Origin of the sequence: Sinimarinibacterium flocculans, assembly GCF_003201205.1 — a bacterium.
Lineage (GTDB): Bacteria > Pseudomonadota > Gammaproteobacteria > Nevskiales > Nevskiaceae > Solimonas > Solimonas flocculans.
Genome location: NZ_QICN01000003.1, coordinates 332423 through 353890, shown reverse-complemented (window position 1 = coordinate 353890; position 21468 = coordinate 332423). Strand labels below are relative to the sequence as shown.

Below are 21468 nucleotides of genomic sequence, written 5' to 3'. Positions count from 1 at the left end.
GCCGAGCGGCGCGCCGCCTGCTAAGTTGCCGGCAGCACGAACCCGGGTTGCAGCAGGCCCTCCGCGGCGAGGGCGTCGATGACGCCGGCATCGTGGCCCGGCACCTGGCGGATCGCCGACTGCTCGCGGGCGAGTCGGTGCAGGGCCCGGAGCTGCGCGTGCACGGCCTCGCGATCCTCACGGATCAGCAGGGCGGTGACGAAGCGCGGCCGCTCGCGCACGAGGTCGAGGTTGCGCTGTTTCCAGGCGACGTCGCCGAGCAGCAGCAGCTCGCGCCCGTCGGCAAGCTGCACGTAGACCATCTGGCTGCCGGGGGTGTGGCCGGGCGACTTGATCAGCACGACCCCCGGCGCCAGGGCGTGGTAACGCTCGTAGCGCAGGGCGTCGGCCTCGTCGAGCAGCGCCTGCGGCAGGGTGGCCGGGGCCATGCGGTCGACGTGCGCGAGCTGCGTTTCGGTCAGACGCACCGCGGGCCAGATCTGCGCGAGCCGCGGATGCTGCGCAAGGCCGCCGCTGTGGTCGAAGTGCTCGTGCGTGACGACGATCAGCGCCGCCGTGTCCAACGCACGCTCGACGCGTGCATAGGCGTCGTCGTCGAACGACTGCAGCAGGAACGCCGGCTTGGCGAGGCTGCGGTCCATCGCCGTATCGACGACGATCGTGCGGTCCGGGTAGTGAAGCTGGAAGGCATACACCGGCATGTCCACCACGGCCCAGCGCCCGCCGGTCACGATCATGGACTCGGTGAAGGCCAGCGCCGAGGATTTCTCGAAGCGCACGGCGTCCGGCTTGGCGCCGTCGCCCTCGCCGGCCAGGCGCCGCAACTCGGCGACGTCGATCGCGAATTCGCGGTCGGCCGGCATCCGGTGATCCAGCCAGAGCCACCAGTACAGGCCGGCGAGGGCGGCAAGGACGGTCAGCGTGGCGATCGACTTCGCGCGCATGGTTTTCTCCCCCGGCGGGCCGCGGCCCCATGGAAATGCACGTCTAACTGTAGCAGCGCCGGGGCCCGGCCCGGTCGCTGCGTCTCCCGGTCGGCGGCCCGTCTGTCACAAAACGGAAGCATTTCCTTAACATGCGCGTCCACGCACTCGCGAGATGCCCCCGCATGACGTCGCAGAATCCCGCTCCTGCAGCCACCGCGCCGGAAGCCTCGGCCCTGCGCCTGATCCGCTTTGCGCTGGCCGTGCTGTTCATGGCGGCGGTGAGCCTGTTCGCCGTGCTGCGCTTCGGCGACGCGAGCCTGACGCTGGTCGTCGCCACGGCCTTCGGCGCCTACATGGCGATGAACATCGGCGCCAACGACGTCGCCAACAATGTCGGGCCCGCGGTCGGTGCGCGGGCGATCACGATGTTCCGCGCGATCGTCATCGCCGCCATCTTCGAGGCCACGGGCGCGATCGTCGCGGGGGGCGACGTGGTGACGACGATCAAGGGCGGCATCATCGACCCGACGCGCATCGCCGATCCGCAGACCTTCGTCTGGCTGATGATGGCGGCGCTGCTCGCCGGCGCCCTGTGGCTGAACCTGGCGACGATGATGGGCGCGCCGGTCTCGACCACGCACTCCATCGTCGGCGGCGTGCTCGGGGCCGGCATTGCCGCCGCGGGCTGGGACATCGCCAACTGGGGCACCATGGGTCAGATCGCGATGAGCTGGGTGATCTCGCCGGTGTTCGGCGGCGTGATCGCGGCGCTGATCCTCTACGCGATCAAGCGCACGATCACCTATCAGGGCGATCTGATGGAGGCGGCGCGGCGCATGGTGCCGGTACTGCTCGGCTTCATGGCCTGGGCCTTCTCCACCTACCTGCTGCTGAAGGGGCTGAGCCAGATCGTCAAGGTCAGCTTCGTCGTCGCCACGGTTAACGGCGCCGTCGTCGGCATCCTCGTGTACCTGTACACGCGGCAGCGCGTGGCGCAGAAATCCGAGTGGCTCAGCAATGATCGGGAGGGCGTGAACCGCCTGTTCACCGCGCCGCTGATGTTCGCCGCGGCACTGCTGAGTTTCGCGCACGGCTCCAACGACGTCGCCAACGCGGTCGGCCCGCTCGCGGCGATCTACGACAGCCTGATGCATGCCTCGGTCGGCGGCGCCAAGGCGGCGGTGCCGCCCTGGATTCTGGCGCTCGGCGCGCTGGGGCTCGCCGTGGGCCTGGCGCTGTACGGGCCACGGCTGATCCGCACCGTCGGCAGCGAGATCACCGAGATCGACCCGATGCGGGCCTACACCATCGCGATGGCCGCCGCGATCACGGTGATCGTCGCCTCGCAGCTCGGCCTGCCGATCAGCACGACGCATGTCGCCCTCGGCGCGGTCTTCGGCGTCGGCTTTCTGCGCGAGTACCTCAAGGCCAATTACGAACGCATCATCGAGGAGATCAAGCAGCACCACGCCGACCAGGACAGCGGACACGATGCGGTCGAAGCCTTCCTGCAGGCCTTCGAAGCGGCGCCGATGCCGGAGAAGAGCCGCATGCTCAAGGAACTCAAGCAGCAGACCCGGCTCGGGCAGGGCTACATCTCGAAGCAGGAGCGCAAGGACCTGCGCAAGGCGCACCGCAAGAACCTGGTCAAGCGCTCGGTGCTGATGCGCGTGATCGCCGCCTGGATCATCACCGTGCCGGCCTCGGCGCTGATGGCGGCGGTGATCTACTACGCGATCCGCGGCGCGATGCTGCCGTAGGCAGGCTCAGGCGGTCAGGGCCTTCACCCGCTCGCGCAGCGCCGGCAGTACCTCGGCCGCGAACCACGGATTGTCGCGCAGCCAGCGCTGATTGCGCGGGCTCGGATGCGGCATCGGCAGCAGCCGCGGCCAGTAGCGGCGCCAGTCGGCCGCCAGATCGGTGAGGCGCTGTCCCGACGCCTGCGGCAGGTGCCAGGCCGCCGCGTACTGACCGATCACCAGCGTCAGCTGCAGCCGCGGGAGCTGCGCGAGCAGTCGCGTGCGCCAGGTGGCGGCGCACTCGGGTCGCGGCGGCAGATCGCCCCCCTTTCCGCTACCCGGAAAGCAGAATCCCATCGGCAGGATCGCGATGCGCCGGGCATCGTAGAAGGTGTCGCGATCGACCCCGAGCCAGTCGCGCAGGCGATCGCCGCTGACGTCCGCGAACGGCACGCCGGCCTCCTGCGTGCGTCGTCCCGGGGCTTGGCCGGCGATGAGGATGCGCGCCGACCGGTTGAGTTGCAGGAGCGGGCGCGGCGCCATCGGCAGCACGGCTTCGCAGAGCCGGCAGGCGCGAACCTCGCCGAGCAGCTTCGACAATGCGTCTCCCCGCGTTCGCGACATGTCTTCACCTCCGCTGTTCGGTGGCAGCGACCGCCCGCCCCGTGTGCATCGTCTGCGGGGCTGACGCAGAATCGCAGGCCCGACGCCCTCATACCTGCATTCCGACATGACGTACAACACCCTGGACTGGACCGTCGACGACGGCATTCTCACGCTGACGCTGAACCGGCCCGATCAGCTCAACTCGTTCACCGTCGAGATGGCCGACGAACTGGAAGCCGCGTTCAAGCGCGCGAGCGACGATCCCGCCGTACGCGCGATCGTGGTTACCGGCGCCGGGCGGGCGTTCTGCGCCGGCATGGACCTGACCCGCAGCGGCAACGTCTTCGGCCTGGACGAGAGCCTGCAGCCGACGCTGCAGGACATGAACGAACGACTCGACGATCCGGTCATCCGCAACGGCCTGCGCGACACCGGCGGGCGCGTCACGCTGTCGATCTACAACTGCACCAAGCCGGTGATCGCCGCGATCAACGGCCCCGCCGTCGGCATCGGCGCGACGATGACGCTGGCGATGGACGTGCGCCTGGCCTCCGAAAAGGCGCGCATCGGCTTCGTCTTCGGCAAGATCGGCATCGTCCCCGAAGCCTGTTCGAGCTGGTTCCTGCCGCGCATCGTCGGCATCTCGCAGGCGCTCGAGTGGTGCTACAGCGCCGACATCCTCGATGCCGAGGAGGCGAAACGCGGTGGTCTGGTGAAGGCGATCCTGCCGCCGGACCAGTTGCTGCCCGAGGCCTACAGGCTGGCGCGCAAGTTCGTCGACAATCGCTCTCCGGTCGCGATCGCACTGACGCGACAGATGCTCTACCGCAACGCCGCGCAGGATCACCCGATCGAGGCGCACAAGGTCGATTCGCTCGCGGTGTTCTACGCCAGCGTCAAGGACGGCAAGGAAGGCGTCGCCTCGTTCCTCGAAAAGCGCGCGCCGAACTTCACCGCCCAGGTGCCGGACGACCTGCCGCCGTTCTACGAGGACTGGGCGAAGTAGCGCGCAAGCTACTCCGGCTTGCGCGCGACGATGAACGCGGCCTTGTCGCGCGCCGGACGCCAGCGGTGCTCGATGTCGAAGCCGCTCGCCACGAGGCTGTCGGCGAGCTCCTGCTCCGAGAACACCCGGACGGTGGGCAGCACGCCGAGCAACGCGCCGAGAGGCAGCACGACGCCAAGCAGACGGTAGTGAATCGGCATGTCGGCGAGGCAGGCCGTGCTGGTGACGAACCGACCGCCCGGCTTGAGCAGGCCGTAGACCTTGGCGATGGCGTCGTCGCGATCCGGCAGCAGGTGCAGGATGCTGAGCCCGAGCACGACGTCCGGTCGATTCCCGGGAGTGAAATCGGCGATGCCCGCGCAGATAAAGCGAACGTTTTCGATCCCGGCCGCTGCCGCTTTGTCCCGAGCGATCGCTATCATCTTCGGCGACACGTCGATCGCCTCGATCTGATGGACATGCGGTGCGTGAGCCAGCGCCGTCGAGCCGGTCCCGCAGCCGAACTCGAAGACATCCGTATCGACGCGAAGGTACTGGCGCGTGATGTCCAGCTTGCGCCGGTACGAAGCTTCGTCGGCGACGGGTTGCCGCGCGTAGCGCTCGGCAATGCGGTTCCAGAAGCGTGCGCTGCGGTCGGTCATCGGGACGGTACGGGGCCGGGTCAGGCCGCACTGTAGCCCGCACGGGTTCCGCGTACGTGACACATCGTGCGCCCCCGCCTGAACTTCACCGCGGCAGGCCTGTCTGCAGAAGGGCACCACCCGCTCGAGCAGGAGCTTCGCGATGCGATCCCGACACGATCCCGACGGCCTGCGGCTGCCGGTCAAGCTCGACTCCACGACCAACGGCGAGTTCGCACCCATTCCGCTGGCGCCGGCGCACCGGTACGCCAACCGCCTAGCGCTGGAAGCGGCGACGCGCAATGCGCGTCGCGTCGGCATGCCGCGGCGCGAGTTCCTGGTTTCGGCCTGCGGCGCGGCGACGACCCTGCTGGGCATGAATGCGGCGTACGCGGCAGCCGGCGCGCACGGCGGCTACTTCGAGTTGCCCGGGGAGGCCGCCGTGGATGGAGCGGTGGCCGAGGCGCTGTTGCGCAAGAACGAATTCATCTTCGACGTGCAGGGCCATTTCGTGAATCCGAGCGGCGCGTGGACGAAGACGCTGCCGCCGGGCGCGAGGCCGCTGTCCGGCATGAACAAGGCCGGTTGCGCGCTCGCCGATCAGCCGGGCGAGCGCAGCTACTTGCAGTGCCTGTCCGGCGAGGAGTTCATCCAGGACGTCTTCATCGATTCCGACACCGACCTGATGGTGCTGTCCTTCGTGCCGTCCACTTACGAGGGCGAGCCGCTGAAGATCGAGGAAGCGGCGGCGACGGCACAGATCGTCGAGAAGCTCGAAGGCACGCACCGGCTGTATCTGCATGCGCGCGTGAACCCGAACCAGCCGGGCGATCTCGAACGCATGGATGAACTTGCCGGCAGCTACGACATCGCCGCATGGAAGACCTATACGCAGTGGGGACCTGACGGCCGCGGCTTCTGGCTCGACGACGACGTCGGCATCGCGATGATCGAGCGTGCGCGCAAGCTGGGCATCCGCAACATCGCCATCCACAAGGGCATTCCGTTCGGCCCGCGCTCCTACGAGCATTCGACCTGTGCCGACATCGGCCGCGTCGCCAAGCGCTTCCCGGACGTGAACTTCCTGATCTACCACGCCGGCTTCGTGCCCGGCGCAAGCGAGGGGCCGTACGATCCGAAACGCACCGACGGCATCGACGCACTGGTGACCTCGCTGCGCGACAACGGTATGAAGCCCGGTGCCAATGTCTATCCCGAGCTGGGCTCGACCTGGCGCTACCTGATGCGCGATCCGGACTCGGCCGCGCATGCGCTCGGCAAGCTGATCCAGGCCTGCGGACCGGATAATCTGCTGTGGGGGACGGATTCGATCTGGTACGGCTCGCCGCAGGACCAGATCCAGGCGTTCCGGACGTTCCAGATCGCCGCCGAGCTGCGCGAGAAGCACGGGTATGCCGAGATCACGCCGGCGCTGCGGCAGAAGGTTTTCGGTCTCAATGCGCTGAAGCTCTACCCCGTGCCCGAGGAGGTGCTCGGCGTGCATCTGCAGCGTGACGCCGTCGCCCGGAAACGGGAGAACGGGCGCAACGACGCCGACCCTCACTTCCTGACCTATGGTCCGCGGACGCGGCGCGAGTTCCTCAACCTGCGTGCCCGGGAAAGCTGAGCCGACGCGCCCGGGTATTGCGCGGCGCGGCGCCTCCGGCCGATGATCCGGCGGTCATTCGACGCAACCGGGGGAAACGATGTCGATCGTGATGCTGCAGCCGGTGATCGCACTGGTGATGTGGACGTTCATCATGTGGCTGTGGATGTACGTCACCCGCCTTCCGGCGATCCAGAAGATGAAGCTGAAGATGGATCCGCATGTGCCGCCGCGCGACCTGATGAACCAGCTGCCGGCCACCGTCCGCTGGAAGGCCGACAACTACAACCACCTGTTCGAGATGCCGACGTTGTTCTACGCCGTCGCGCTCTCGCTGGCGATGCTTGGCGACGCCACGAGCTGGTCGGTCAATCTCGCCTGGACCTATGTGGTTCTGCGCGTGATCCACAGCCTGTTCCAGTCCACGGTCAACAAGATCGAGGTGCGCTTCAGCATCTTCGCGTTGTCGTCGATCGTGCTGTTCGCGCTGACGGTCCGCGCCGCGATCGCGGTGTTCTGATCGGCTCCTATCGCAACTCCGGCGCCGGCAGCTTCGGATCGAAGATGCGGCGGCCGAGCCAGGCCATGCCGGCAGCGGCCGGCGGCCGCCAGCGCAGGGGCTGCGGTGGAACCGGTGTCGGAGCGGCGCCGTCGTCGGTGTTGGCGACGGCAAAGGTGAAGAAGAAATACGGCGCCTGTCCCATGCGCAGGTCGCTGATCAGCACCTGTCCGCCCTGTTCCTGCATCGCGAAGAAGCCGTGGCTGAACGCCGCGATGCGGGCGACCGGTTCGTGCTCCCTGAGCGTTTCGTACAGCGCCGGGTGGCGCTCGTGGCGGACGAAACGGATCGCTTCGTCGCCGTCGAGGATCGAGCGGAAGCCCTCGAAGTAGGCCTCCGGCGTCACCGCGACGACGCGCCACAGCAGGCTGTTGAACGGCGTCGGCGTCGCCAGCAGGCGCTCGACCGGCAGTCCCTGCGCCTGCAATTGCTGCGCAGCGATCCCGCGCACCTGCTGCTGCACCGTGAAGCCCCAGGCGAGATAGAGACAGCTCAATGCGATGCCGGCGAGATTCCAGCGCAGCCCGTCGTCGTCCGGAAGGCGCAGCGCGGCGATGACGCCGACGACCAGCGACAGCGTGTACAGCGGGTCGATGATGAAGATGCTGCCGACACCGTAGGGATGGTTCGTGAACGGCAGCCCGAGCTGGGTGCCGTAGATCGTCATCACGTCGAGCAGCGGATGTGTGACCAGCACCAGCGTGACCGCGAGCCACCAGCGCCGGAACAGCCGTGCCTCGCCGTGCAGCACGGCGATCAGCGCCGCGAGCAGCGGCGCCGCCAGGACGAGGTAGAACGGCGCATGGGTTTCGGCGCGATGCAGGACCATGTTGCGCACCGCGTCGCCGTGATCGACCAGCGCATCGAGATCGGGCAGCGTGCCGCAGACCGCGCCCCACAGCGCGGCGCGGCCCAGCGAGGTGTGCCGACCCATGGCGGCGACACTGACGGCAGCGCCCAGCGCGATCTGCGAAACGGAATCCATCGGCGCGCAGCCTAGCCGCAAACCGCGGCGCTGCGAAGGGATCAGGCGTCGACGAGCGTGCGGATCGTCTGCAGGCGCGCGTCGATCGCGTCGCGCGCGTCGCGGAACGCCTGCAGCGCCGCGGCGCGGTCGGCCTGTGCGTCGACGGCGGCCGGGTCCGGAATCGGCCAGTGCAGCCGCTGCACGGTGCCCGGCAGGACCGGGCACACTTCGTCCGCGCACAGCGTGATCACCAGGTCGAAGCGCGCGGCATCGAGCGTGTCGACCGACTTGGAGTGATGGCTGCGGATATCGATGCCGATCTCCTGCATGACTTCGACGGCCAGCGGGTTCACGCGCGAGGGCTGCGAACCGGCGCTGACGACCTCGGCGCGATCGCCGAAGCGATGACGGGCGAGGCCTTCGGCCATCTGGCTGCGCGCGGAATTGGCGACGCAGAGGAAGAGCATCTTTTTCATGAGCTAGCGGCGGCGGCGGTTTTCTTGGCCGCGGCTTCGCGGCGTTCTGAGTAGCGGTCGGTCAGTGCGGCGACATGCGGACGCATCAGCACGGTGATGCGCACCAGCTCCTCCATCACGTCGACGATGCGGTCGTAGTAGCTCGACGGCCGCATGCGGTTGTCGGCGCCGAACTCCTGCCAGGCCTTGGCGACGCTGGACTGGTTCGGAATCGTGAACATGCGCATCCAGCGGCCGAGCAGGCGCAGCGTGTTGACGGCGTTGAACGACTGCGAGCCGCCGGACACCTGCATCACCGCGAGCGTGCGCCCCTGCGTCGGCCGCACCGCGCCCATCGACAGCGGCAGGTGGTCGATCTGTGCCTTCATCACACCGGTGATCTGGCCGTGGCGTTCGGGACTGCACCAGACCTGGCCTTCGGACCACAAAGAGTGTTCGCGCAGCTCGCGCACGGCCGGGTGATCGTCGTGCTTTACCTGGTCCGGCAGCGGCAGGTCGGAGGGATCGAAGATGCGGGTCTCGGCGCCGAAGTGGCGCAGCAATCGCGCCGCCTCCTCGACCGCGAGCCGCGAGAACGCGCGCTCGCGCAGCGAGCCGTACAACAGCAGGATGCGTGGCGCGTGATCGCCGTAGCCGAGGCCGAGATCGGCGGCCGGGCGCTCGCGCACCTGGCTCAGGTCCAGGGCCGGCAGATGATCGGGGTCCGGCAGTTCGCGCAGGCGGTGATGGTTCATGGGCGGAGTCCTCGTTCGTACCAGGGCTGCGAGCGGTTGACGATCCAGACCACGGAGAGCATCACCGGCACCTCGACGAGCACGCCGACGACGGTGGCCAGGGCCGCGCCGGACTGCAGCCCGAACAGGCTGATCGCGGCGGCGACGGCCAGTTCGAAGAAATTGCTGGCGCCGATCAGCGCCGACGGGCCGGCGACGCAGTGCGCCTCGCCGCTCGCCCGGTTGAGCAGGTAGGCGAGGCCGGAGTTGAAGTAGACCTGGATCAGGATCGGTACCGCGAGCAGGGCGATGATCAGCGGCTGCGCGAGGATGCGCTCGCCCTGGAAGCCGAACAGCAGCACCAGCGTCGCCAGCAGTGCGCTCATCGACAGCGGCTGCAGGCGTGCGAGCAGGTTCGCCAGCGCAGCCTCGCCACCGGCGGCGAGCACGGCGCGCCGCAGCAGTTGCGCGACGATCACCGGCACGACGATGTACAGCCCCACCGACAGCAGCAGCGTGTTCCAGGGCACGACGATCGCCGAGAGGCCGAGCAGCAGGCCGACGATGGGCGCGAAGGCAACGAGCATGATCGCGTCGTTGAGGGCGACCTGGCTCAGCGTGAAATGCGGCTCGCCACGCGTCAGGTGACTCCAGACGAAGACCATGGCCGTGCACGGTGCCGCGGCGAGCAGGATCAGGCCGGCGATGTACGACTCGATCTGGTCGGCCGGCAGCCACGGGCGGAACAGATGTCCGATGAACAGCCAGCCGAGCAACGCCATCGAGAACGGCTTGACCGCCCAGTTCACGAACAGGGTCACGCCGATGCCGCGCCAGTGACGGCCGACCTCGCGCAGTGCCGAGAAGTCGATCTTCACCAGCATCGGCACGATCATCAGCCACACCAGCACCGCGACCGGCAGGTTCACCTGCGCGATCTCGGCGTCGCCGATGGCGCCGAACGCGGCGGGGAACAGATGGCCCAGCGCGATGCCGACGACGATGCAGGCCGCGACCCACGGGCTGAGGTAGCGCTCGAAGACACTCATGCCTTTGCATCCTCGGCGGCAGCGCCGGTGATCTCGCAGCCGGCACCGCTGCAGCAGTTCTCGCCGAGATAGGCGATCAGCGCGTTCATCGCCTTGAAGTCCGGCGCGTACCAGATGAAGCGCCCGTCCTGGCGGGCCTTGAGCAGGCCGGCCTGGGTCAGCTCCTTGAGATGGAAGGACAGCGTGGCCGGCGCAAGTTTCAGCCGGGCCTGGATGTCGCCGGCACACAAGCCCTCGGGGCCCTTCTGCACCAGCAGGCGGAAGATCGACAGGCGGGTCTCCTGCGCCAGTGCCGACAGGCGCGCGACGGCGGTCTGTAGTTTCATAGTTCCAGTTTTATGGAATCAAATGGTGCCGTCAACCCGTGGCGGATACTGCATTCGGCTGAAGGTGAGGGCGCGAAGGTGGCCGACAATGCCAGCGACCAGGTCCCGTCAGCTCCGGCGGGGCGCGCAGGGGGAGACGATGACGCTTCGATTCCGGATCGCGGTGCCGGCGCTGCTGGCGGTGGGAACGGCCTTTGCCGCCGTGGACAACGCCGCGCTGTCCGACGCGGCCGACGGCCGCGACTGGCCGGCCTGGGGGCGCTCCTTCAGCGAGCAGCGCTACAGCCCGCTGGACCAGATCAACACCGGCAATATCGGCAAGCTCGGCCTCTCCTGGTCGCTGGAACTCGACGAGGTCTGGAACGTCTCCAGCCAGCCGCTGGCGATCGACGGCGTGATCTACACGGCCGTGGGCTACAGCCGCGTCTACGCGATCGACGCGAAGCGCGGCGCCGTGCTGTGGCAGTACGACCCGCAGGTCGATCCGCGCAAGATGCGCATGGCCTGGGGCTCGCGCGGCCTGGCGTTCTGGAACGACAAAGTCATCACCGGCGTGCAGGATGGGCGGCTGTTCGCGCTCGACGCCAGGACCGGCGAGAAGGTCTGGGAGGTGCAGACCACCGAGCCTGGCGACAACCGCTACATCACCGGCGCGCCGCGCGTCTGGCGCGGCCGCGACGGCCGTGGGCGCGTGATCATCGGCCACGGCGGCGCCGACTTCGGCCACGTGCGCGGCTACGTCACGACCTACGACGCCGATACCGGCGAGCAGCTCTGGCGCTGGTACACCGTGCCCGGTAATCCGGCCGACGGCTTCGAGAACGAGGCCATGGCAAGGGCCGCGGAGACCTGGAGCGGCGAGTGGTGGACATTCGGCGCCGGCGGGACGGTCTGGAACGCGATGACCTACGACCCGGAGTACAACCGCGTCTACCTGGGCACCGGCAACGGCTCGCCGTGGAACGCACAGCTGCGCAATCCGGACGGCGGCGACAGCCTCTACCTGTGCTCGGTGGTGGCGCTGGATGCGGACACCGGCGAGTACGCCTGGCACTACCAGACCACGCCCAACGAGACCTGGGACTACAACTCGTCGATGGACATGGTCACGGCCACGCTCGAGCTCGACGGCGCGCCGCGCAAGGTGCTGATGCACGCGCCGAAGAACGGCTTCTTCTACGTGCTCGACCGCGAGGACGGGACCCTGATCTCGGCCGAGAAGATCGGCAAGGTCACCTGGGCCGAACGCATCGACCTCGCGACCGGGCGCCCGGTCGAGATCCCGGGCGCGCGCTACACCGACGGCCCGGCGCTGGTGTGGCCCGGCTCCGGCGGCACCCACAACTGGCATCCGATGGCGTTCAGCCCGGACACCGGTCTGGCCTACATCCCGGCGCGCGAACTGCCCGGTGTCTACGACGGCGAGGGGCGCAAGGCTGCCACGTGGAAGATGACGCCGGATGACGTCATGGGGCTGAAGGGCTTCTTCGACGACATTCCGAAGAATGCCGGCAGCACCTCGCTTCTGGCGTGGAATCCGGTTACGCAGCAGGAGGTCTGGCGCAACCCGACGCCGGGCGCGACGGCGGGCGGTGTCATCGTCACGCGCGGCGGCCTGGTGTTTCAGGGACTCGCCGACGGGCGCTTCGTCGCCACCGACGCGAAGACCGGCGCCGAGGTCTGGAGTCATCCGATGGGGGTGGGCACGCAAGCACCGCCGCTGACCTACGAGGTCGATGGCGTGCAGTACGTCGCCGTGCTCGCCGGCTGGGGCGGCGCACCGTCCCTGCTCGGTTCGCTGGCGGCGCAGCACGGCTGGGTCGGCCGGCAGTTTCCACGGCGCCTGCTGGCGTTCGCGCTCGATGGCAAGGCCAGGCTGCCGGACTCGCCACCGCCGGTCGAACAGGTGGAGCCGGTCGACGATCCCGCATTCGTCGTCGATGCCGCCAAGGCCGAGCGCGGCAAGCTGATCTACCAGGACTGCGTGATCTGTCACGGCACCGCGGTCGTCGCCGGCGGCTACGCCCCGGACCTGCGGGCATCGACCGTGCCGCTGTCGGCGGAGGCCTTTGCGGCCATCGTGCGCGACGGTGCATTGATGTCGCGCGGCATGCCGCCGTTCGCGGAATTCAGCGACGCCGAACTCGAAGCGCTGCAGCACTACATCCGCCAACGGGCGCGCCACGAGCCCTCGGTCTGGGATCAGCTCGGTCAGGCCTGGGACTTCATCAAGCTGATGGTGCGCATGGAGCTGGCCAAGCGCGGCTGGTAGCCGCGTCCGCCCGGAAGGCGGCAGTCCGTCGCCGGATCAGGCGAGCAGGAAGGCCAGTTCGCGGACCAGTTCGGTGCCGACGGCCTGTGCCGTCGGCAGGCAGCGCTCGGGTTCGTCAGTGCGGATCAGCCAGATGCCGGTCAGGACCTGCCCGCGGTAGTCGGGGTGGCGCAGCGCCAGCGTGATCAGCTTCTGCGGCCCGCGGGCTTCGCGCTGGATGCGGATCATCACGTCGGCGGCCTTGCGGTCGATGCCGAAGTGCTTGACCCGCGGATCGCCGGCGACCTTGGCCTTGAGCTGCTCGGCCATCGTCAGCAGCTTCTCCCACTCCTCGGCGACGCGTGCGGTGGCCTCTTCGCGTTCGCGCTGCTCGCGCTCGCGGTGCGAGCGGATCGAGCCGACCAGTTCGTCGAGCAGGTCGGCTTCTGCGGTCGCCGACGGGTCGGGCGCGCTGACCGGCGTCGTCGGCACCAGCGGAATGCTCGGCGCCGGCCGGTCGACGAAACGGATTTCCAGCGCGCCAATGCGGATGGTATCGCCATCGTCGAGCGGGGTGCGTTGTACCGGCTTGCCGTTCAGCAGCGTGCCGTTGCTGCTCTTCAGGTCCTCGACGTAGTAGCGGCCCTGCTCGAAGCCGATCACGGCATGGCGGCCCGAGACGAACTTGTCGTCGAGCACGATGTTGTTGTCCGGACGACGTCCGATCGCAACCAGAAAGGAGCCGAGATCCCATTCCCGGACGGCTCCATCTTTCTCGAATACCAGCTTGGGCATGATGCGCGCGCTTCCCCTTTTGCGCGCATTGTCGTCGGCACGGGGGTGCGCCTCAAGCGGGGACGGGCCTGGAAGGCACCGTCCCCAGGTGCGGGGACGCAGAACGGGCCGCCGGGTTTCAGGCCTTGCCGGCGAGCTGGTTGACGATGGCCGGGTTCTCCAGCGTCGAGGTGTCCTGCGTGATCTCTTCGCCCTTGGCGATCGAGCGCAGCAGGCGGCGCATGATCTTGCCGCTGCGCGTCTTCGGCAGGTTGTCGGCAAAGCGGATGTCGTCGGGCTTGGCGATGGCGCCGATCTCCCTGGCGACATGGTCGCGCAACTCTTTGGCCAGTGCTTCGGCGTCGGCGCCGGTCGGTCGCGCGCCCTTGCAGATCACGAAGGCGAACACGGCCTCGCCCTTGACGTCGTGCGGGCGGCCGACGACCGCGGCCTCGGCGACGCGCGGGTGGGCGACCAGCGCGCTTTCGACTTCCATCGTGCCGAGACGGTGGCCGGAGACATTGAGCACGTCGTCGACGCGGCCCATGATCCAGAAGTAGCCGTCGGCGTCGCGGTGCGTGGAATCACCTGCAACGTAGTAGCGATTGTTGAATTGCGCCCAGTAGGTGTTGATGTAGCGCTGGTTGTCGCCCCAGATCGTGCGCAGCATCGACGGCCAGGGTTTGCGGATCACCAGGTAGCCGCCCTGGCTGTCACCCTGCACCGGCTCGCCGGACTCGTCGACGACATCGACGAAGATGCCGGGCAGCGGTCTGGTGCACGAACCGGGCTTGGTCGGCACCGCGCCCGGGACCGGCGAGATCATGATGCTGCCGGTCTCGGTCTGCCACCAGGTATCGACGATCGGCAGCTTCTCCCGGCCGATCACGCGGTGGTACCACATCCACGCCTCGGGGTTGATCGGCTCGCCGACACTGCCGAGCAGGCGCAGCTTCGACAGGTCGTACTTCGCCGGCCAGTCCTCGCCGAGCTTCATCAGGGCCCTGATCGCCGTCGGCGCGGTGTAGAAGATCGTCACGCCGTGGTCCTGGCAGATCTTCCAGAAGCGGCCAGCGTCGGGCACCGTCGGCGCGCCCTCGTACATCAGGATGGTCGCGCCGTTGCTCAGCGGGCCGTAGGCGACGTAGGTATGACCGGTGATCCAGCCGACGTCGGCAGTGCACCAGAAGACGTCGTCGTCGCGCAGGTCGAAGACCCACTGGCAGGTCATCGTCGCGCCCAGCAGGTAGCCCGCCGACGAATGCTGGATGCCCTTGGGCTTGCCGGTGGAGCCCGAGGTGTAGAGCAGGAACAGCGGGTGCTCGGCCTCGACCCAGACCGGATCGCAGCGGTCGGCCTGCGGTTCCATCAGTTCGTGCCACCACAGGTCGCGACCCTCGACGAAGGGGACGTCATGACCGGTGCGCTTGAGCATCACCACCTTCTCGATGGTCTTCGCCCCGGCGGCCAGCGCGTCGTCCACGGCCTTCTTCAGCTCGACGATGTTGCTGCCACGGTGGCCGCCGTCGGCGGTGATCACCAGGCGCGCGCCGGCATCCTCGATGCGGTCCTTCAGCGAGGTCGACGAGAAGCCGCCGAACACCACCGAGTGCACCGCGCCGATGCGCGCGCAGGCCTGCATCGCGATCACCGCCTCCGGCACCATCGGCATGTAGATCACGACGCGGTCGCCCGCCTCGATGCCCAGCGACTTCAGGCCGTTGGCCAGCTTGCACACCTCGGCGTAGAGCGCCTTGTACGTGTAGGTGTGCGTATCGCCCTTCTCGCCCTCGAAGCGGATCGCGATCTTGTCGCCGCGCGTGGCCAGATGGCGGTCGAGACAGTTCACCGAGACGTTGGTCCTGCCATCGGTGAACCAGCGATAGTTGGGCGCGTCGGACTCGTCGAGCGCCTGCGTGAACGGTGTCTGCCAGGCCAGTTCGCTCCTCGCCAGATCCGCCCAGAAGCCGACGGAGTCCTTCGCGGCGGCGGCATGCAGCGCGTCGAGCTTGGCGGCATCCAGGCGCGCGCGCGAGACGAAGTCCGCGGCCGGCTCGAACAGGCGCTTTTCGCTCAGGACGGACTGGATGTTTTCACCGCTCTTCGGGCTGCTCATTTCGGCCTCCTCTCTGGGTCTGTCTGTGGGGTCTGGTGGTGAGCGCGCATGCGCGCCGGGGGACCTTGGTTATGGCACGGGCCGCCGCCGGCGTCCACCGGCGGCGGCCCGTCACCGGGAACCGCTGGATCAGATTCGGTCAAGCGGCATCAGAACACGTACTTGGCCGAGAACTGCAGCCGGTCGAGGCTGCCGTCCGCACCGGACTCGATCTCGCGTTCGGCATGCCGGTACTCGGCGCCGACCGTGATCTTCGACACCGGCGAATACAGCAGGTTGATGCTGCCGCTGACCACACTCTTGGTCACGCCGTCGCCGGTGAGCACCACGTCGTTGTCGGCCTGGAAGGCCGATGCCGTGACCGTGGTCCGCAGCTTGCCGGTCCAGGCGTGGCGATAGGCGACATAGCCGGCGGCGATGCCGATCGGCTCGATGTCATTCCCGTCGACGACCGCGTCGGCGGAAATGCCGAGGCCGATGTAGCGGCCGATGCCGTCGCCCCAGTTGGCCTGGAAACGGATGTCGTCGCTCGGGCCGAGCACGAGCTTGCCGGACACGCTGACGCCATAGCCCATCTCGGTGGCGTCGAGACCGCCCGCGTCGTCGACCGAGAGCTGGCGCACGACGCCGGCGATGCCGAAGTTGCCGCCGTTGCCGACCGGCGCGATCCAGCGCGCCATCAGGTCGGGGACGCGGCCATCGTTCTTGGCGCTGACGGTGCCGGCGCTGTTGATGGTGGTCTCGGGGTTTTCCGCGGCAATGGAGAAATTGCCGGCGCTGTAGCGCACCATCGGCTGACGGCTGAAGACGGTGCCGTCGGTCGGAAAGGCGACGAAGTCCAGGGTTTCCGGCAGCGAACCCATGTTGTGGAAGGTGCTCCAGTCCTGGCCCAGCAGCCAGTTGCCGTAGGTGATGAAGGCGCGGCGCAGGCCGGGGTTGTAGGCGTTGGTGACGACCTCGTTGCCGTTGCCCTGGTTGACGATGAAATCGAACTCGATGTGCGCGCCCAGCGTCACGCCGTTCTCCAGCGGGGTCTTCGCGCCGAGGAACAGGCGCGTTTCCTTGGCGTGGAAATCGAGCGCATCGTAGCTCTCGCCGCCACCGGACGAGACCGGAATCGTCGACGGGACGTACAGGTCGCGCGACGTGCTCTGCGCGATCTCGCCTTCGGAGAAGCTGCTGTAGAGCACGTCGAGCTTGACGTAGCCGCCCCAGCTCAGGGTCGTGTCGCCGACCTTGGCTTCGCCGGCCTGCGCGCCGCCGGCGCCGCAGGCCAGTGTCGCCGCCACCGCGCTGCCCAGCCACTGCGGCGCGCGCCGCGCCGGTCCGGTGTGAGTGTCGTTCCCGTTCATGCCGTCTCCTCGTCGTTGTGTGCGCCGTCGACGGCGCTTCGAGGAGGGACTGTGCGTGCGGCCTGACGCGGCGACCATTCGTCCTTGGTCGAATCGCGCGGGGACTACGACCAAGGTCGAATACGATGGCCGTTCCGGATCGATCAGCATGGGCGATGCCGGTGTCGGGGGATACACTCGGGCCATGAACGCGCAGACGGTCATCGTCGCCGACGATCATCCGCTGTTCCGTGCCGCGCTCGTGCAGGCGCTGCGACGGCTGCTGCCCGACGCCACGCTGCGCGAGGTTGCGGATTTCGATGCCCTGCGCGATGGCGTCGGCGACGGCAGCGAGGTCGACCTGGTGCTGCTCGACCTGCAGATGCCGGGTGCGCAAGGCTTCTCGTCGCTGCTGTTCCTGCGCGGCGAGTATCCGGACATTCCCGTCGTGGTCGTCTCCGGCCGCGAGGAACCGACGGTGATCCGGCGCGCGCTGGACTTCGGCGCCTCCGGCTACATCCCCAAGTCCTGCGGGTTCGAGCAGATCGCGGCCGCGCTGGAGGCGGTGCTGGCCGGCGGCATCTGGACGCCGCCGCAGCTCGCCGATGCACCGCCGCCCGCCGACGCCGAGCGCGAGCTGGCACAGCGCATCGCCAGCCTGTCGCCGCAGCAGCACCGCGTGTTCATGATGCTGGCCGACGGCCGGCTCAACAAGCAGATCGCCTTCGAACTGGGCGTGATGGAAGCGACCGTCAAGGCGCACATGACGGCGATCCTCAACAAGCTCGGCTTCATCCGCCGCACGCAGGCCGCGCTGCTCGCGCAGCGCCTGCGTGATGTAGAGGAAGCGTCGCTGCAGGTCCCCGACGACGTCGAACCCTGAGCGGCTCGGGCAGGGTCTACGAGGGCCGCGCCGCCAGCAGACGGTTCATCAGGGCGCGCAGCTTGGCGACGGCGACCGGCTTGGGCAGGAAGGCGTAGCCGCGTTCGAGGGCCGACTGGCGCGCCTGCGGCGTGTGATCGGCAGTGATGACGATGCCGGGGACCGGCTGGCCCCAGCGGGCCTGCAGTGCATCGAGGGCATCGATTCCCGAGGCGCCGTCGTCGAGGTGGTAGTCGGCCATCACCAGGTCCGGCGGCGGACTCGAGGCCTCGTGCAGCGCGTCGTCGAGATTGCGGCAGCCGATGACGCGGCATCCCCAGCTTTCGAGCAGCGCGCGCAGGCCGGCGAGCACGTCGGCCTCGTTCTCGATGCACAGTACGCGCACACCGCCGAAACCGGGTGCGGGTCGAGGCGGCACCGCCAGCGGCGCCTGCACGGCGGCGGCGTTGCCGAGCGGCACGCAGACCCAGAACACGCTGCCGCGCCCCGGCACCGAGCGCAGGCCGATGCTGTGGCCGAGCAGTCGTGCGCTGCGCTCGGCAATCGCCAGGCCCAGGCCCATGCCGCGCTCGCCCAGCGCATCGTGGCTGTGCAGGCGCCGGAACTCCTCGAAGATCTCGTGCTGGCGCGCCGGGTCGATGCCCGGTCCGCTGTCCCAGACCTCGATGCGCAGGTCGCGTCCGGCGCGGCGGCATCCGATGAGCACGCCGCCCTTCTCGGTGTAGCGCATCGCGTTCGACAGGAAGTTCTGCAGGATGCGGCGCAGCAGGCCCGGGTCGCTGTGCACGACGTGCCGGCTGCTGCGCGCGCGCAGGCGCAGGCCGCGCTCCTGGGCCAGCACCGAGAACTCCGCGGCCAGCGGGCCGAGGATGTCGCGCAGCGGAACGTGTTCGCGGCGCACCGGCAGGGCGCCGGCGTCCAGGCGCGAGATGTCGAGCAGGGCGGAGAGCAGGCGTTCGGCGGCGTTGAGCGAGCCCTCGACATTGCGCATCAGCGCGTCGGCCTGGGCGTCGAGACGCGCCGGATCGCGCGCGGCGACGAACAGCCGGGCGGCGCTGATCGGTTGCACGAGGTCGTGCGAGGCGGCGGCGAGAAAGCGCGTCTTGGCCGCGTTCGCGCGTTCCGCCGCCGACTTGGCCAGGGCCAGCTCGCCGGCAAGGTGCGAAAGCTCGTCGGTGCGCTCGCGCACGCGCTGCTCGAGCGTGTCGGCGAGATCCTGCAGTCGTGCCTCGGCCTGCTTGTAGGCGGTCACGTCGGTATAGCTGGTGACGAAGCCGCCGCCGGGCATCGGGTTGCCGCGGATCTGGATCACGCTGCCGTCGGGCATGCGCCGTTCGTGCTCGTGCGCGCGGCCGGCGCGCATGTGCTCGAGGCGGCGTTCCACCAGCGCCTCGATGGAACGGTCCTCGTCGGTGCCGAGCAGGCCGCGGCGTGCGTTGTAGCGCAGCAGGTCCTCGATCGGCTGCTCCTGCACGACCAGATCCGGCGGGTAGTCGAACAGCTCCACGTAGCGCCGGTTCCAGGCAACCAGGCGCAGCTCCTGGTCGACGACGCTGACGCCCTGCGGCAGATGCTCGAGGGCCGCCTGCAGCAGCTCCCGCGAGAACTGCAGCGCATGCGAGGTCTCGTCGAGCACGCGGATCACGTCCTCCACCTGCATGTCGCGACCGCGCAGCATCGCCGACATCACCACGCGCGCCGAGGAGGCGCCGAGTGCGCCGGTGAGCAGGCGCTCGCTGGTGCGCAGCATCTGCGGCGTCGCGCGGTCGCGGTCCTGCAGCGTGCTGCCGACGCGCCGGCCGTATTCGCGCAGCAGCTCGGCGGCGCGATCCGTACCGAAGAACCGTTCCAGCAGGATGCGCAGGTCGCCGACGGTGGCGGTGCCGGCGATGTCGCCGCCGGCAGCCGGGGCGGGCGCCGCGACATCGATGAAGCGCACGGCGTGCAGATGGTCGCGCAGACCCGGTGTGACCCAGCCGGACACCAGCACGTAGCCGGCGAGGTTGAACGCCAGGCTCCAGACCGTGCCGTGGGTGACCGAGTCCAGCCAGTCGATGCCGAACAGCGCATGCGGTCGCAGCCAGCCGATGCCAAACGGACCCTCGCGCAGCAGCACGCTGTCGGCACCGAGCAGGGCCGGCAGCATCAGCGTGTACGCCCAGATCGCGAAGCCGGCGACCAGACCAGCGAGCACCCCCTGGTGCGTGCCGCGCCGCCAGTACAGGCCGCCGATCAGTGCCGGCGCGAACTGCAGCACGGCAGCGAAGGACAGCAGGCCGATCGAGGTCAGCGTACGGTCGGCGATGACCCGCGTGTACAGGTAGGCGAACGCCAGCAGCAGGACGATGCTGATGCGGCGCACGGTCTTGATCAGCCCGGACAGGTCCTTGCCGCGCGCAATCCCCAGCGGGTGCCAGCGCAGCAGTGCCGGCATCACCAACTCGTTGCTGAGCATCGTCGACAGTGCGATCGCGGAGACGATGACCATGCTGGTCGCCGCCGAGAAGCCGCCGATGTACGCGGCCAGAGCGAGCTGCGCGCGTTCGCCGGCCAGCGGCACGCTGAGCACGTACATGTCCGGCTGCGCGCCGCTGCCTGCGGTCAGCGCGCCGGCGGCGGCGATCGGCAGCACGAAGACCGACACCAGCAGCAGGTAGAACGGGAACACCCAGCGTGCCGTGCGCAGCTCGCTGCGGTGGTTGTTCTCGACGACCATGATCTGGAACTGTCGCGGCAGGCAGACGATGGCTGCCATCGCCAGCACGGTCTGCGCGATGAAGCCGGTCATCCAGTCCGGGCGCGCCATCGCCTCGGTGACGCGCGGCTGTCCGAGGGCCGCGGTAATCGCGTCGCCCATGCCGTCGAAGACGCCGTAGGCGGCGTACAGGCCGACGGCGACGAAGGCCAGCAGCTTGACCACGGACTCGAAGGCCACGGCCAGCACCAGGCCATGGTGGCTCTCGCTCGACGAGACCTGTCGCGTACCGAAGAGGATGGCGAAGGCGCTCAGCAGCGCTGCCGTCACCAGTGCACCGTCGCCCAGCCAGCTGCCGCCGGCCGGCGACGGCTGCGTCATCACGCGCAGCGAGTCGGCCACGGCCTTGAGTTGCAGCGCGAGGTAGGGCAGCACGCCGATCACCGCAATCACCGTCACCAGGCTGGCCAGCGCCTGGCGGCGGCCGTAGCGCGCGCCGATGAAGTCGGCGATCGACGTGATGTTGTGATGACGGCAGAGCACGACCAGACGCTCCAGCATCGGCCCGCCGAGCAGGAAGACGAGCATCGGCCCGAGATAGATCGGCAGGTAGTCCCAGCCGCTGTCGGCGGCGCGGCCCACGGCGCCGTAGAAGGTCCAGGAGGTGCAGTAGACCGCGAGCGCGAGGCTGTAGATCAGGGGGCGGGGCGCCGCGGACGGGCGGCGCGCGGCGCGCCGGTCGCCCCAGTAGGCGATCGCGAACAACAGGCCGACATAGACGGCAGAGATGACCAGCAGCGACCAGCCCGACACCTGCTCCTCCCC

At 68.8% G+C, this 21468-nt stretch carries 18 protein-coding genes; 6 read left to right on the top strand and 12 right to left on the bottom strand.

Annotated elements, in window-relative coordinates; all coding sequences use genetic code 11:
• Window positions 1-20: 20 nt before the first annotated feature.
• Entirely contained in the window at window positions 21-944 is a 924-nt protein-coding gene (locus tag C8D93_RS08035) for an MBL fold metallo-hydrolase (protein ID WP_110264644.1), read from the bottom strand.
• A 164-nt stretch (window positions 945-1108) separates the two neighbouring features.
• Here C8D93_RS08035 and C8D93_RS08030 point away from each other — a divergent pair, with 164 nt between their 5' ends.
• Window positions 1109-2686, top strand: coding sequence for an inorganic phosphate transporter (locus tag C8D93_RS08030; protein ID WP_110264643.1), 1578 nt, complete (start codon window positions 1109-1111; stop codon window positions 2684-2686).
• Between the two features lie 6 nt (window positions 2687-2692).
• Here C8D93_RS08030 and C8D93_RS08025 read toward each other — a convergent pair whose 3' ends face one another.
• Complete coding sequence (locus C8D93_RS08025) at window positions 2693-3289, bottom strand: uracil-DNA glycosylase family protein (RefSeq protein ID WP_110264642.1); 597 nt, start codon at window positions 3287-3289, stop codon at window positions 2693-2695.
• 106 nt (window positions 3290-3395) lie between these two features.
• On the opposite strand from C8D93_RS08025, the gene C8D93_RS08020 reads away from it, so the two are divergent.
• Window positions 3396-4277, top strand: a complete 882-nt coding sequence (locus C8D93_RS08020; protein ID WP_110264641.1) for a crotonase/enoyl-CoA hydratase family protein — start codon at window positions 3396-3398, stop codon at window positions 4275-4277.
• A gap of 8 nt (window positions 4278-4285) precedes the next feature.
• On the opposite strand, the gene C8D93_RS08015 is transcribed toward C8D93_RS08020, so the two are convergent.
• Entirely contained in the window at window positions 4286-5104 is an 819-nt protein-coding gene (locus C8D93_RS08015; protein ID WP_211307260.1) for a class I SAM-dependent methyltransferase, read from the bottom strand.
• Here C8D93_RS08015 and C8D93_RS08010 point away from each other — a divergent pair.
• Together C8D93_RS08010 and C8D93_RS08005 are read left to right on the top strand one after the other, a co-directional pair.
• Window positions 5061-6524, top strand: coding sequence for an amidohydrolase family protein (locus C8D93_RS08010; RefSeq protein WP_110264639.1), 1464 nt, complete (start codon window positions 5061-5063; stop codon window positions 6522-6524). The genes C8D93_RS08015 and C8D93_RS08010 overlap by 44 nt on opposite strands.
• Window positions 6525-6603: 79 nt before the next feature.
• On the top strand, window positions 6604-7023 hold the full coding sequence (locus tag C8D93_RS08005) for an MAPEG family protein (RefSeq protein WP_110264638.1): 420 nt from the start codon (window positions 6604-6606) through the stop codon (window positions 7021-7023).
• A 7-nt stretch (window positions 7024-7030) separates the two neighbouring features.
• Here the strand turns inward: C8D93_RS08005 and C8D93_RS08000 are convergent, their stop codons facing one another.
• From C8D93_RS08000 to C8D93_RS07980, 5 genes are read right to left on the bottom strand one after another with little or no spacing between them, the layout of a single operon-like run.
• Complete coding sequence (locus tag C8D93_RS08000; RefSeq protein WP_110264637.1) at window positions 7031-8047, bottom strand: metal-dependent hydrolase; 1017 nt, start codon at window positions 8045-8047, stop codon at window positions 7031-7033.
• 41 nt (window positions 8048-8088) lie between these two features.
• Window positions 8089-8505, bottom strand: coding sequence for an arsenate reductase ArsC (locus tag C8D93_RS07995; RefSeq protein WP_110264636.1), 417 nt, complete (start codon window positions 8503-8505; stop codon window positions 8089-8091).
• The gene (arsH, locus tag C8D93_RS07990; RefSeq protein WP_110264635.1) at window positions 8502-9239 is read right to left on the bottom strand and encodes an arsenical resistance protein ArsH; all 738 of its coding nucleotides are present in this window, start codon (window positions 9237-9239) and stop codon (window positions 8502-8504) included. The genes C8D93_RS07995 and arsH overlap by 4 nt, the downstream gene beginning before the upstream one ends.
• Window positions 9236-10267, bottom strand: a complete 1032-nt coding sequence (gene arsB / locus C8D93_RS07985) for an ACR3 family arsenite efflux transporter (RefSeq protein WP_110264634.1) — start codon at window positions 10265-10267, stop codon at window positions 9236-9238. Before arsB ends, arsH begins: the two co-directional genes overlap by 4 nt.
• Window positions 10264-10593: an ArsR/SmtB family transcription factor gene (locus C8D93_RS07980; protein ID WP_110264633.1), complete on the bottom strand. Its 330-nt coding sequence runs from the start codon at window positions 10591-10593 to the stop codon at window positions 10264-10266. The genes arsB and C8D93_RS07980 overlap by 4 nt, the downstream gene beginning before the upstream one ends.
• Window positions 10594-10732: 139 nt before the next feature.
• Between C8D93_RS07980 and C8D93_RS07975 the strand changes: the two genes are divergently transcribed.
• Window positions 10733-12865, top strand: a complete 2133-nt coding sequence (locus C8D93_RS07975) for a PQQ-dependent dehydrogenase, methanol/ethanol family (protein ID WP_110264632.1) — start codon at window positions 10733-10735, stop codon at window positions 12863-12865.
• Window positions 12866-12901: 36 nt separating this feature from the next.
• Here the strand turns inward: C8D93_RS07975 and C8D93_RS07970 are convergent, their stop codons facing one another.
• The 3 genes from C8D93_RS07970 to C8D93_RS07960 all read right to left on the bottom strand — a co-directional run bounded on the left by C8D93_RS07970 (window position 12902) and on the right by C8D93_RS07960 (window position 17086).
• Window positions 12902-13639: an FHA domain-containing protein gene (locus C8D93_RS07970; RefSeq protein WP_110264631.1), complete on the bottom strand. Its 738-nt coding sequence runs from the start codon at window positions 13637-13639 to the stop codon at window positions 12902-12904.
• 118 nt (window positions 13640-13757) lie between these two features.
• Window positions 13758-15734 carry an acetate--CoA ligase gene (gene acs / locus C8D93_RS07965; RefSeq protein ID WP_110264630.1) on the bottom strand — a complete coding sequence of 659 codons (1977 nt, stop codon included), beginning with the start codon at window positions 15732-15734 and terminating at the stop codon, window positions 13758-13760.
• Between the two features lie 149 nt (window positions 15735-15883).
• The gene (locus C8D93_RS07960) at window positions 15884-17086 is read right to left on the bottom strand and encodes a DcaP family trimeric outer membrane transporter (protein WP_110264629.1); all 1203 of its coding nucleotides are present in this window, start codon (window positions 17084-17086) and stop codon (window positions 15884-15886) included.
• Between the two features lie 184 nt (window positions 17087-17270).
• Between C8D93_RS07960 and C8D93_RS07955 the strand changes: the two genes are divergently transcribed.
• Window positions 17271-17948, top strand: coding sequence for a response regulator (locus C8D93_RS07955; protein ID WP_110264628.1), 678 nt, complete (start codon window positions 17271-17273; stop codon window positions 17946-17948).
• A gap of 16 nt (window positions 17949-17964) precedes the next feature.
• On the opposite strand, the gene C8D93_RS07950 is transcribed toward C8D93_RS07955, so the two are convergent.
• Complete coding sequence (locus tag C8D93_RS07950; protein ID WP_211307259.1) at window positions 17965-21456, bottom strand: hybrid sensor histidine kinase/response regulator; 3492 nt, start codon at window positions 21454-21456, stop codon at window positions 17965-17967.
• Window positions 21457-21468: the final 12 nt, after the last annotated feature.

What these genes read in the sequence shown, in the direction of transcription:
- C8D93_RS08025 (WP_110264642.1), bottom strand. Translation starts at nt 3,289, where the DNA reads ATGTCGCGAACGCGGGGAGACGCATTGTCGAAGCTGCTCGGCGAGGTT.
- C8D93_RS07975 (WP_110264632.1), top strand. Translation starts at nt 10,733, where the DNA reads ATGACGCTTCGATTCCGGATCGCGGTGCCGGCGCTGCTGGCGGTGGGA.
- C8D93_RS08020 (WP_110264641.1), top strand. Translation starts at nt 3,396, where the DNA reads ATGACGTACAACACCCTGGACTGGACCGTCGACGACGGCATTCTCACG.
- C8D93_RS08030 (WP_110264643.1), top strand. Translation starts at nt 1,109, where the DNA reads ATGACGTCGCAGAATCCCGCTCCTGCAGCCACCGCGCCGGAAGCCTCG.
- C8D93_RS08005 (WP_110264638.1), top strand. Translation starts at nt 6,604, where the DNA reads ATGTCGATCGTGATGCTGCAGCCGGTGATCGCACTGGTGATGTGGACG.
- acs (WP_110264630.1), bottom strand. Translation starts at nt 15,734, where the DNA reads ATGAGCAGCCCGAAGAGCGGTGAAAACATCCAGTCCGTCCTGAGCGAA.
- C8D93_RS08035 (WP_110264644.1), bottom strand. Translation starts at nt 944, where the DNA reads ATGCGCGCGAAGTCGATCGCCACGCTGACCGTCCTTGCCGCCCTCGCC.
- arsH (WP_110264635.1), bottom strand. Translation starts at nt 9,239, where the DNA reads ATGAACCATCACCGCCTGCGCGAACTGCCGGACCCCGATCATCTGCCG.
- C8D93_RS07960 (WP_110264629.1), bottom strand. Translation starts at nt 17,086, where the DNA reads ATGAACGGGAACGACACTCACACCGGACCGGCGCGGCGCGCGCCGCAG.
- C8D93_RS08000 (WP_110264637.1), bottom strand. Translation starts at nt 8,047, where the DNA reads ATGGATTCCGTTTCGCAGATCGCGCTGGGCGCTGCCGTCAGTGTCGCC.
- C8D93_RS07955 (WP_110264628.1), top strand. Translation starts at nt 17,271, where the DNA reads ATGAACGCGCAGACGGTCATCGTCGCCGACGATCATCCGCTGTTCCGT.
- arsB (WP_110264634.1), bottom strand. Translation starts at nt 10,267, where the DNA reads ATGAGTGTCTTCGAGCGCTACCTCAGCCCGTGGGTCGCGGCCTGCATC.
- C8D93_RS08010 (WP_110264639.1), top strand. Translation starts at nt 5,061, where the DNA reads ATGCGATCCCGACACGATCCCGACGGCCTGCGGCTGCCGGTCAAGCTC.
- C8D93_RS07970 (WP_110264631.1), bottom strand. Translation starts at nt 13,639, where the DNA reads ATGCCCAAGCTGGTATTCGAGAAAGATGGAGCCGTCCGGGAATGGGAT.
- C8D93_RS07980 (WP_110264633.1), bottom strand. Translation starts at nt 10,593, where the DNA reads ATGAAACTACAGACCGCCGTCGCGCGCCTGTCGGCACTGGCGCAGGAG.
- C8D93_RS07995 (WP_110264636.1), bottom strand. Translation starts at nt 8,505, where the DNA reads ATGAAAAAGATGCTCTTCCTCTGCGTCGCCAATTCCGCGCGCAGCCAG.